Origin of the sequence: Streptomyces sp. NPDC000075 (assembly GCF_040301925.1) — a bacterium.
In the GTDB taxonomy this organism is placed as follows: domain Bacteria; phylum Actinomycetota; class Actinomycetes; order Streptomycetales; family Streptomycetaceae; genus Streptomyces; species Streptomyces polychromogenes.
Window position 1 is genome coordinate 156,342 of sequence record NZ_JBEPFL010000018.1, and the last position, 10,912, is coordinate 167,253.

Here is a 10,912-nt window from a genome sequence, read left to right on the forward strand (position 1 = left end):
GCTGAGCCCGGGTGCCCCCGGCGGTGGCCGGGGGCACCTCCGGGGAACTACAGGTTGCCGCGGATGGCCTGCTCGCGCTCGATCGCCTCGAAGAGCGCCTTGAAGTTGCCCTTGCCGAAGCCCATCGACCCGTGGCGCTCGATGATCTCGAAGAACACCGTCGGCCGGTCCTGCACCGGCTTGGTGAAGATCTGCAGCAGGTAGCCGTCCTCGTCGCGGTCCGCGAGGATCTTCAGCTCGCGCAGCTCGTCGATCGGCACGCGCGTGTCGCCGACCCACTCGCCCAGCGTGTCGTAGTACGTATCCGGCACCGACAGGAACTCCACGCCCGCCGCGCGCATCGTGCGCACGGTCGAGACGATGTCGTTCGAGGCGAGCGCGATGTGCTGGACGCCCGGGCCGTTGTAGAACTCGAGGTACTCGTCGATCTGCGACTTCTTCTTCGCGATCGCCGGCTCGTTGATCGGGAACTTCACCTTCTTGGTGCCGTCCGCGACCACCTTCGACATCAGCGCCGAGTACTCGGTCGCGATGTCGTCGCCCACGAACTCCTTCATGTTCGTGAAGCCCATGACCTTGTTGTAGAACGCGACCCACTCGTTCATGCGGCCGAGCTCGACGTTGCCGACGCAGTGGTCGATCGCCTGGAAGGTGCGCTTGGCCGGCGCCGCGACCAGCGGCTCGCGCTCCACGTAGCCCGGCAGGTAGGGGCCGGTGTAGTCCACGCGCTCGACGAGGGTGTGGCGGGTCTGGCCGTAGGTGGCGATGGCCGCCAGCACGACCGTGCCGTGCTCGTCCTTGACCTCGTACGGCTCGTCGAGGCCGCGCGCGCCCTGCTCGACGGCGTACGCGTAGGCGGCGCGCACGTCCGGGACCTCGATGGCGAGGTCGACGACGCCGTCGCCGTGCTCGGCGACGTGCTCGGCGAGGAAGCGGCCGTGGTCCGTGGTCGCCTTGATGACCGAGGTCAGGACGAAGCGGGCGGAGCCGTTGGTCAGGACGTAACTGGCGGTCTCCCGGCTGCCGGTCTCCGGTCCGGAGTAGGCGACGAGCTTCATGCCGAAGGCGGTGGAGTAGTAGTGCGCGGCCTGCTTGGCGTTGCCCACGGCGAAGACGACCGCGTCCATGCCCTTTACCGGGAAGGGGTCGGCCTCACGCGCGGTCTGCGGGGTGGTGTCCAGGGTCTCAGTCATGTGGGCAGCGTCCCGCCGTTCCACAAGCTGCGCAATAGTTTCCATTTCCGCTGTACATATTGCCCAGTGAGGTTCGAGGATGACTGAGAGATCTGTGCAGTATGACCAGCCGATCGAGGGAAGGTTTCCATGGCTATCGACGAGCTCGACGGGCGCTTGATCGTGCTGCTGGCGCGCGAGCCGCGGATCGGGGTCCTGGAGGCCTCGCGCCGGCTCGGGGTGGCGCGCGGCACGGTGCAGGCCCGCCTGGACCGGCTCCAGTCGAACGGGGTCATCCGCGGCTTCGGCCCGCAGGTGGACCCGACGGCCCTGGGCTACCCGGTGACGGCCTTCGCCACGCTGGAGATCAAGCAGGGGCAGGGCGCGGACGTACGGGCCCACCTGGCCGGGGTGCCGGAGGTGCTGGAGCTGCACACGACGACCGGGCACGGGGACATGCTGTGCCGGCTGGTGGCGCGGTCCAACGCCGACCTCCAGCGGGTCATCGACCGGGTGGTCGGCTTCGAGGGGATCGTGCGGGCCTCGACGGCGATCGTCATGGAGAACCCGGTACCGCTGCGGATCATCCCGCTGGTGGAACAGGCGGCCGGGGACCACTGAGCGCGGCCAGCTGGCCGACGGGGGTCCGGGGGTCCGGTGACATCCAAAGAAAAGCTTGCAAAAAAACCCTTGCATAGGAGTCTTTGCAAGCTTACGGTTGAGCCATGCCCGAGAAGCCCGAGAAGAACGCCGAACCGGCCCAGTCGCAGCCGCGACCCCAGCCGCAGGCCCAGCCGCAGCCCCGGTCGCAGCCGTCGGCCGAGCCCAAGCAGCCCACCGTCCGCACCCTGGACGCCCGGTCCCTGCGCGGCCTCGCCCACCCCCTGCGCATGCGCATGCTGGCCGCCCTGCGGCACGAGGGACCGGCCACCGCGTCCCAGCTCGCGGAGCAGCTCGGCGAGTCCAGCGGCGCCACCAGTTACCACCTGCGCCAGCTCGCCGCCCACGGCTTCGTCGAGGACGCGCCCGGGCACGGCAAGGGCCGCGAGCGCTGGTGGCAGGCGATCCACCAGGGCACGGCCTTCGACGAGACGCTGATGTACGACGAGAGCGACCCTCAGACGCGCGGCGCCGCCGACGCCTTCCTGCACGAGATCGCCACCATCCACACCCAGGAGCTCAACACCTGGCTCGGCGACTCCCACAACTGGCCGCGGGAATGGCGGTCCTCGACGGACATGAGCGACTTCACCCTCCGCCTGACGCCCGCTCAGGCCACCGAGCTGATCCACAAGATGCACGACCTGGTGAACGGCTACCGCGACCTGCCGCAGGCCGAGGACACGGAAACGGTCCGCTTCCACACCCACGCCTTCCCGCGCCGCGGCCACGCGTAGCCCCGCGCCGCACCGCCGCTTCCCCACCCCTTCCCCGCCCTTCCCCACCCGCTCCGAAGGAGTCCTGCCATGCACGCCTTCACGCACACCCGGATCCACGCCGCCCGCACCGCCGAACTCGCCGCCGAAGCCGCCACCTGGCGCCTCGCCCGTGACACCGCCCCCGCCGCCGCGCCCGCCGTGCACGCCGCCCTGCGCAACCGGCTCGGCGAGGCCCTCGTCGCCGCCGGGATCCGCCTGATGCGCCCCGAGCACCTCCATGCCCGTATCCAGCGGCACGCCGTATGAGCCGGCGCCCGTTCGCAGCCGTCCTGGCCGCCAACACCATCTCCATCGCGGGGAGTTCACTGACCCTGATCGGCGTCCCGTGGTTCGTGCTCCAGACCACGGGCAGCGCCGGACGGGCCGGGGTCGTCGCCTTCTGCGCCACCCTGCCCATCGTCGTCGCGGCCCTGGCCGGCGGCCCGGTCATCGACCGGATCGGCCGCCGCCGGGTCTCCGCCGCCTCCGACCTCGTCTGCGCCGTCTCGGTCGGCGCGATCCCGCTGCTGCACTACGCGGGACTGCTGGAGTTCTGGATGCTGTGCGCGCTCATGGCCCTCGGCGGCCTCGTGCACACCCCGGGCCTGACCGCCCGCTCCGTGCTGCTGCCGAGCCTCGCCGAGCACGCGGGCACCACGGTCGCCCGGGCCGCGAGCCTCTACGACGCCGTGTCGCGCGGGGCCCGGATGATCGGGGCCGCCGTGGCGGGCCTGCTGATCGCGGTCCTCGGCGCGGAGACGGTCCTGCTGATGGACGCCGCCACCTTCGCCGCGTCGGCACTGCTGGTCTCCGCCTTCGTGCGCGGCCTGCCCGCCGCTGAACCCCAACGCGCCGCTGGGAAGCCCTCGTTCGCCGCCTACCGCGCCGAACTCGCCGAAGGCTGGCGGTTCCTGACCCGCTCACGGCTGCTGCTGGGGATCACCGTCATGGTGATGACGACCAACGGCCTGGACCAGGGCTGGTCCTCCGTCCTCCTGCCGGTCCACGGCCGCGAGGACCTCGGCGGGGCCACCGCCCTCGGCCTGATGATCTCCCTCTTCGGCGGCTTCGCCCTGCTCGGCGCCCTCCTCTACGGGGCGTGGGGCGACCGCTTCCCGCGCCGGGCGGTGTTCGCGGGCGCCTTCCTGATCTCCGGCGCCACCCGCTACGTGGTCGCCGCCGTGACCCACACCCCGCTCCCCCTCGCCGTGACGATGGCCCTGGCCGGCCTGGGCGCGGGCATGCTGAACCCGATCCTGACGACGGCGATCTACGAACGGGTGCCCGAGGAGCTGCGCAGCCGGGTCTCCGGCGTGACCACGGCGGGCTGCGAGCTGGTCATGCCGGTGGGCGGCCTCGCGGCGGGCCTCCTGGTCGACGGCTTCGGCGTCCGCCGGGCCCTGCTCGCCTTCGGCGGCGCCTACCTCCTGACCACCCTGGCCCCGCTGCTCTTCCCGGCCTGGCGCGGCCTGGACGAGAAGCCCGCGGCCCCCGTCAGCAGGACGGCACGTCCGCACCCCGGTTCAGCCCCCGCAGCGCGTTCACCGCATCCGTCAGCGAAGTGACGGGGACCAACTGAAGCCCCTCGGGCAGCTCGGCCTTCGCGTCGGAGCACTCGGCCTTCGGCACGAGGAATACGGTCGCCCCGTCCCGCCGCGCGGCCTGCGTCTTGAGCCCGACCCCGCCGACCGCGCCGACCGTCCCGTCGGCGCTGATGGTCCCCGTGCCGGCGATGGTGCGCCCGCCCGTGAGGTCGCCGCCGCTGCCGTCGCCGTCGATCTTGTCGACGATGCCGAGGGTGAAGAGCAGGCCGGCGCTGGGGCCGCCGACGTCGGCGAGGTTGAGGTCGACCTTGACTGACTTGGGGTCCTTGTGGAGGAAGCCGAGCGCGGCGGCCTCGGCGGCCGACTGCGACTGGTTCATCTCCTCCAGGTTGTGCTCCTCGATCTCCTTGTCGCTTCCGCCCGAGGGGTAGACCACTTCCCTGGGCATGACCGCCTCGTCGCTCCTGAACCAGTGGTCCACGAGCTCGTGCAGCCGCATCGTCGAGGAGGGGCCGGTGGCCCGGATGGTGGTCATCCGCAGCTGGCCCTTGGTGTCCCGGACCGGGGCGCCGGTGACGGTGATCACCGGCTTGCCCTGGTCGGAGCCGAGCACGTCGGCCGTGGGCCCCGGGACGGCCACCACGAAGGGCAGCGGTGCGAGGGCCGCGACGGCGAGCAGCGCGAGGACGGGCGCGGCGCAGACGGCCAGGGCGGTGGGACGCGGCAGACGTGTGAGGCGAGAGAGCACCCGGTCAATCTACCGACCCGCACGCTCCGCCCCGCGCCGCACACAGCGGCACCCATCGGCCCGGTACGCACAGGGCCGCACCCGGCGGCCGTCAGGCGGCGCGGGCGCGGCAACGGTCGACGTGGGCGCAGGACGTCAGCGCAGGGCGTCAGCGCAGGGCGTCGGCGACCTCGCGGGCCGCGTCGACCACGCGGGGCCCGACCCGCTCCGGCACGGCGTCGGCGAGCATGACCACACCGACGCTGCCCTCCAGGCCGGTGATGCCGACCAGGGGCGCGGCGGCGCCGCTGGCGCCCGCCTCGAGTTCGCCGTGGGTGAGCGTGTAGCCGGGCTCGATCAGCGAGCCCTGACGGGCCGCCAGGATGGCCCGGCCGGCCGCGCCGCGGTCCAGGGGGTGGCGGAAACCGGCGCGGTAGGCGACGTGGTAGTCCGTCCAGGTCGGCTCCACGACGGCCACGGCGAGCGCCTCCGTGCCGTCGACGAGCGTCAGGTGCGCGGTGGCGCCGATGTCCTCGGCGAGCGAACGCAGCGCGGGCAGGGCGGCCTCGCGCACGAGCGGGTGGACCTGGCGGCCCAGCCGCAGCACGCCGAGTCCCACGCGGGCCCGGCCGCCGAGGTCGCGGCGGACCAGGGCGTGCTGTTCCAGGGTGGCGAGCAGGCGGTAGACCACGGTGCGGTTGACGCCGAGCCGGTTGGAGAGCTCGGTCACGGTCAGCCCGTGGTCGGTGTCTGCGAGGAGTTTGAGGACTCTGAGCCCTCGGTCGAGAGTCTGGGAGGTTTCCGCGGTCACGTCGCCTCTCCCTCTGTGTCGTCGGTGGACGGCGGTGACTCTCACGAGGTTCGGCGCTGCCGGTCCCTCGGCGACGCACGGAGAGGCCGCCGGTAGCGGCCATGGCACCGGCTGCGCTCCCGCGGCGGCGCTGCCACGGGGCGTTCGATGCGGGGACAGTAGCGAGCGGGTCCGCTCAGCGGAAGACCTCGTCCAGAATCCGGTCGCCTCCTGCCGGTTTCAGCCCTTTTCACCTCGCGCCTGTATCGATTCGTAATGTCCCCCGACCGAAAATCGGTTTACATGCCCACTAGTCTGATCGTGTTCAAAAGGATGTTGGGGGGGTCGGGGCGACACGCGCCTCGAACGCGTACCAGGGGAGAGAAGCAGCAAGTGAAGCTGAAGCGCATGGCCGTCGTGGCCGCCGCAGCCGTGGTGGGCCCGACGGTCCTCATGGCCACGCCCGCGATGGCGGACGAGGCGAAGAACACCGCCGTCACCACCCCGGACTCGGCCCCCAAGGGCGACTCCGCCGCCGCCGAGACCCCGGCCCCGGCCGCGGACACGGCGAAGCCGGCCGTCGAGACCCCGGCCGCCAAGCCCGCTGCGGAAACCCCGGCGAAGGACGCCAAGCCCGCTCCGGAGACCCCGGCCAAGCCGTCCGCCGACAAGCCGGCTTCCAAGGAGACCGCCGAGGACGAGTCCGGCGACGAGTGGCAGGCGACCGGCCCGAAGCTCGACGTCAAGGGCCTGCCCGGCTCCTTCACGGCGGGCGGGGGCTGGCAGGAGTTCAGCCTGCACGTGAACAACAAGGGCGGCAAGGACCTCGAGGACTACAGCCTCGGTCTGAACCTGATGACCCACACGAACTTCAAGGGCGACTACGTCTCCTTCGAGGCGTGGGTCGAGAACGAGCACGGCAAGTGGGGCTGGCAGCCGGTCGAGGTCGAAGGCTCCGAGGAGTCCTACGGTCTTTACATCGGTACGGGTTCGATCGCGAAGAACGATGCCTTCGACGTCAAGCTCCGTCTGAAGTTCTCCAAGGACGCCACGCCCACCCAGTTCGGTCTCTGGACCGTTGGCTGGAGCAACGTCAAGGGCGAGAACATCTACTCCGAGAGCACCGGCGCCCGGTCCGAGATCAAGGCCGCCGCCAACCAGGGCGGTGGCAACACCGGCGGCCACACGGGTGGCAACACCGGTGGCAACCACAACGGTGGCGGCAACACCGGTGGCGGCAACGACACCAAGCCGAACGGCGGCGGCACCACCACGCCGATCGTCGACCACAACACCGGCACCGGCACCGGCACCGGCACCACCGCCGGCGGCGAGCTCGCCGAGACCGGTACGGACGCCGCCACCAGCTGGGCGCTCGGCGCCGGCGGTGTGGCCCTGGCCATGGGCGCCGCCCTGGTCGCCGGCACCGGCCGTCGTCGCCGCGTCACCAACTGACCCGGCTCCACGCCCGACGGCAACGGGGTCCGTGCGCACCGCGCACGGACCCCGTTCCGCATCCACCTCCGGGCCGGAAGGCTCACCGCATCCGGGTGGCCCACTCCTGGACCTTCTTGATCCGCTCCTTCAGCTGCCCCGCCGTCGCCTCCGCGCTCGGCGGCCCGCCGCACACCCGGCGCAGCTCGGTGTGGATCACCCCGTGCGGCTTGCCGCTCTGGTGGACGTACGCGCCCACCATCGTGTTCAGCGACTTGCGCAGCTCCAGCAGCTCCTTGTGCGAAACCACCGGCCGCCGGTCGGCCGGCAGCTCCAGCAGGTCCGCCTCCGCGTCCGGCCTGCGCCGGCTGTGCGCGATCTGCCGCGACTGCCGCTTCTGCAGCAGCAGCTGCACCTGGTCCGGCTCCAGCAGGCCCGGGATGCCGAGGTAGTCCTGCTCCTCCTCGCTGCCGGGGTGCGCCTGCATGCCGAATTCGGCGCCGTCGTACAGCACCCGGTCGAAGACGGCGTCGGATTCGAGGGCCTCGAAGGACATCTGCTCGTCCTCGCCGGTGTCCTCGTCCTCCTGCCGGTTCGCCTCCTCCATCTCCTTCTCGGACTGGGCGTACGGGTCCTCGTCCTCGCCCGCCTTCTTCGGCCGGTCGAGGACGTGGTCGCGCTCGACCTCCATCTCGCTGGCGAAGCCGAGGAGGTAGGGGATGGTCGGAAGGAACACGGACGCCGTCTCGCCGCGCCTGCGTGATCGCACGAAGCGGCCGACGGCCTGCGCGAAGAACAGCGGGGTCGAGATGGTCGTCGCGTACACGCCCACCGCGAGGCGGGGGACGTCGACGCCCTCCGACACCATGCGGACCGCGACCATCCACCGGTCGTCGTTCGCGCTGAAGGTGTCGATGTTCTTCGACGCGCCGGTGTCGTCGGAGAGCACGACGGTCGGCTTGGTCCCGGTGATCTCCCGGATCAGCTTCGCGTACGCGCGCGCCGCGTCCTGGTCGGCGGCGATGACGAGCCCACCGGCGTCCGGGATGCCCTTCCTGACCTCCGTGAGGCGCTGGTCGGCGGCGCGCAGCACGTTCGGCATCCAGTCGCCGCGCGGGTCCAGCGCCGTGCGCCAGGCCTGCGAGATGGCGTCCTTGGTCATCGGCTCGCCGAGGCGGGCCTCGATCTCGTCGCCGGCCTTGGTGCGCCAGCGCATGTTGCCGCTGTAGGACAGGAAGATCACGGGCCGGACGACGCCGTCGCCCAGCGCGTTGCCGTAGCCGTACGTGTAGTCGGCGGAGGAGCGGCGGATGCCGTCGTTGCCCTCCTCGTACGTCACGAACGGGATCGGGTTGGTGTCGGAGCGGAACGGGGTTCCGGTCAGCGCGAGGCGGCGGGTCGCGGGGTCGAAGGCCTCCAGGCAGGCCTCGCCCCAGGACTTCGAGTCGCCCGCGTGGTGGATCTCGTCCAGGATCACCAGGGTCTTGCGCTGCTCGCAGCGGTTGCGGTGCAGCATCGGCCGCACGCCGACACCGGCGTAGGTGACGGCGACGCCGTGGTAGTCCTTGCTGAGCGGCCCGGCCGAGTACTCGGGGTCGAGCCGGATGCCTATGCGGGCGGCGGCTTCCGCCCACTGCTTCTTCAGGTGCTCGGTCGGCGCGACCACGGTCACCTGCTGCACCACGTGGTGGTGCAGCAGCCAGGAGGCCAGGGTCAGCGCGAAGGTGGTCTTGCCGGCGCCGGGGGTGGCGACGGCGAGGAAGTCACGGGGCTGGGTCTGGATGTACTTGTCCAGCGCCCCCTGCTGCCAGGCACGCAGCTTGCTGGCGGTACCCCACGGCGCACGGCCGGGGAAGGCGGGTGAGAGGTGGTGGGAGGCGGTAGTAGTCACGGTCTCCGGTTCGGGCTCTCGGTGGCGGTCGTTCTGTACTCAGGACGACCGGGCGGACAACCGGGCCACCTTACCCGCGCCGCGACACCCTCCGCGGAGGGACAGGCCCGTGACCTCGGGCAGTGCGGCGAGGGTCACACCGGGACCAACTCCCGCGGCCATCGGCGATCTTCGGCGGTCACCGCCGTCCGGCCGGCACCCCCGGACCCCGGGATTCCGGGCTGCGGCCCGGTCCGCGGCGGCGGGACGGGCGTCCTCCGGGACGCCGGTCCCGCACGCGGCGTGACGTTCCGCCTCCGGCCGGTCAGGCGCTCTCCGCGCCCGGACGCTCCTCCTGGAGCCGGGTCGCCACCCACGCCCCCACCAGGGCCACGCAGGTCATCATCAGGAAGACCACGAGGAAGGCCGCGGGGTGCGAGGCGCCACCCTCCGTGCCGATCACGTGCCCGGCCCCCACCGCTCCGCCGCCGAGCGCGGCGAAGGCCGCACCGCCGGCGGCCAGCAGCACCACGTTCGCCAGCGCGTCGGAGATCTGGAGCGCGGCGGAGTTCGCCCCCGCCTCCTCGGGCGCCGACAGCCGCATCAGCAGCACGCTCGCCGAGCCGACCACCAGCCCCATGCCGAGGGAGCCCACGGCCCACGCCAGGGCCAGCGTCCACACCGGCACCGACTCGATCAGCACCGCCGGGGCCGCGAGGATCGCGAGCGCCACCATCACCATCCCGGCCGCCATCAGCCGCTCCCGGTACGGCGCCGTCCGCCCCTGGGACTGCACCCACGAGCCCAGCGCCCACGTCACCCCGCCGAGCGCCAGCGAGAACCCGGCCAGGGTCGGGCTGAGCCCGCGCTGGGTGACCAGCATCAGCGGAACGAAGCTCTCCGACCCGATGTAGGCCCCGCCCGCCAGCCCGCGCAGCAGCACCACGGACGGCAGCCCGCGCCGCGCCCGGTACGTCCCGCGCGGCAGCAGCCCGAGCACCGCCGGCACCAGCAGGGCCGCGCCGACGGCCCCGGGCAGCAGCGACACCCACCGCAGGTCCTGGGCGGCGTACTGGAGCAGCCCGGCCCCGACCGAGATCCCGAGCGCCAGCCGGATCCGCCGCCGGTCGAACGCCGCGGGCGCCGCCCCGCCGGTGTCCACCGGCCCGGAGGCGGTCCGGCGGATCGCCGGCAGCGCCACCAGCAGCGGCACGACGACCAGCACGGGGATCCCGAGGAACACCCACCGCCACCCGAGGTACTCGGTGACGGTCCCGGCGGCCAGCGGCCCGACGATCGACGGCACCACCCAGGCGGCGGCGAAGGCCGCCATGATCGCGGGCCGCAGCCGCTCCTCGTAGGCGCGGCTGACGACGACGTAGAGCGCGACGATGACCAGCCCGCCCCCGAGCCCCTGCAGGGCCCGCCCGAGCACGAACATCCCCATGACCCCGGCGGTCCCGGAGCACACGAGCCCGGCGGCGAAGGCCCCGATCCCCACGGTCAGCGGCCGCAGCGGGCCCTGCCGGTCGGCCCACTGGCCGGAGAGGACCATGCCGAAGAGGCTGGTGGTGAAGTAGGCGGAGAACCCGAAGGCGTAGAGCCCGATCCCGTCCAGCTCACGCGCGGCGACGGGCATGGCGGTCCCGACGGCGGTGGCCTCGAAGGCCATCAGGAAGATCACGGAGATGATCCCCACGCTCAGCGCCCGGTAGGCCGGCCCGAGAATGCCGCCCGGTGGTGGGGACGGGGCGGCGGAGGTCTCCGATATCCGGGGTTCAAGGGCGCTCATCGCCCCAGAGTAAGGTCCGCTGCCTGGATTTACCCCTGTCAATTGGTCGGATCCCGCTTACTCCGCACGACCTAGTGCTGTGACCGGGAAGGTTTGCCGGGTTGCTCGTTGTGCTGGTCGGATGTGACGACTTCGACAGGCATGGGGGCGGGCATGGCGTTACCG

Annotated in this window: 10 protein-coding genes; 5 read left to right on the plus strand and 5 right to left on the minus strand. The window is 72.2% G+C overall.

Translation table 11 applies throughout. The features are described 5' to 3' along the window. Positions 1 to 47 precede the first annotated feature (47 nt). Positions 48 to 1,193, minus strand: a complete 1,146-nt coding sequence (hppD, locus tag ABT403_RS21920) for a 4-hydroxyphenylpyruvate dioxygenase (protein WP_344156757.1) — start codon at positions 1,191 to 1,193, stop codon at positions 48 to 50. 129 nt (positions 1,194 to 1,322) lie between these two features. On the opposite strand from hppD, the gene ABT403_RS21925 reads away from it, so the two are divergent. From ABT403_RS21925 to ABT403_RS21940, 4 genes are all read left to right on the plus strand, one after another. Then, entirely contained in the window at positions 1,323 to 1,793 is a 471-nt protein-coding gene (locus ABT403_RS21925; RefSeq protein ID WP_344156760.1) for an Lrp/AsnC family transcriptional regulator, read from the plus strand. 104 nt (positions 1,794 to 1,897) lie between these two features. Further along, entirely contained in the window at positions 1,898 to 2,569 is a 672-nt protein-coding gene (locus ABT403_RS21930; RefSeq protein ID WP_344156763.1) for an ArsR/SmtB family transcription factor, read from the plus strand. Between the two features lie 69 nt (positions 2,570 to 2,638). Further along, positions 2,639 to 2,857, plus strand: a complete 219-nt coding sequence (locus tag ABT403_RS21935; RefSeq protein WP_344156766.1) for a hypothetical protein — start codon at positions 2,639 to 2,641, stop codon at positions 2,855 to 2,857. Continuing rightward, positions 2,854 to 4,155 (plus strand): MFS transporter, encoded by a 1,302-nt coding sequence (locus ABT403_RS21940; RefSeq protein ID WP_344156769.1) that lies wholly within the window; start codon positions 2,854 to 2,856, stop codon positions 4,153 to 4,155. Before ABT403_RS21935 ends, ABT403_RS21940 begins: the two co-directional genes overlap by 4 nt. On the opposite strand, the gene ABT403_RS21945 is transcribed toward ABT403_RS21940, so the two are convergent. Together ABT403_RS21945 and ABT403_RS21950 are read right to left on the minus strand one after the other, a co-directional pair. After that, complete coding sequence (locus tag ABT403_RS21945) at positions 4,085 to 4,882, minus strand: S16 family serine protease (protein ID WP_344156772.1); 798 nt, start codon at positions 4,880 to 4,882, stop codon at positions 4,085 to 4,087. The two genes, ABT403_RS21940 and ABT403_RS21945, sit on opposite strands and share 71 nt — an antisense overlap. Positions 4,883 to 5,030: 148 nt before the next feature. Then, the gene (locus ABT403_RS21950; RefSeq protein ID WP_007264382.1) at positions 5,031 to 5,672 is read right to left on the minus strand and encodes an IclR family transcriptional regulator; all 642 of its coding nucleotides are present in this window, start codon (positions 5,670 to 5,672) and stop codon (positions 5,031 to 5,033) included. 372 nt (positions 5,673 to 6,044) lie between these two features. Between ABT403_RS21950 and ABT403_RS21955 the strand changes: the two genes are divergently transcribed. Next, complete coding sequence (locus tag ABT403_RS21955) at positions 6,045 to 7,106, plus strand: hypothetical protein (RefSeq protein ID WP_344156777.1); 1,062 nt, start codon at positions 6,045 to 6,047, stop codon at positions 7,104 to 7,106. Between the two features lie 82 nt (positions 7,107 to 7,188). On the opposite strand, the gene ABT403_RS21960 is transcribed toward ABT403_RS21955, so the two are convergent. After that, complete coding sequence (locus tag ABT403_RS21960; protein WP_344156780.1) at positions 7,189 to 8,976, minus strand: DEAD/DEAH box helicase; 1,788 nt, start codon at positions 8,974 to 8,976, stop codon at positions 7,189 to 7,191. 304 nt (positions 8,977 to 9,280) lie between these two features. Next, positions 9,281 to 10,747: an MFS transporter gene (locus ABT403_RS21965; protein WP_344156782.1), complete on the minus strand. Its 1,467-nt coding sequence runs from the start codon at positions 10,745 to 10,747 to the stop codon at positions 9,281 to 9,283. Between the last annotated feature and the right edge of the window lie 165 nt (positions 10,748 to 10,912).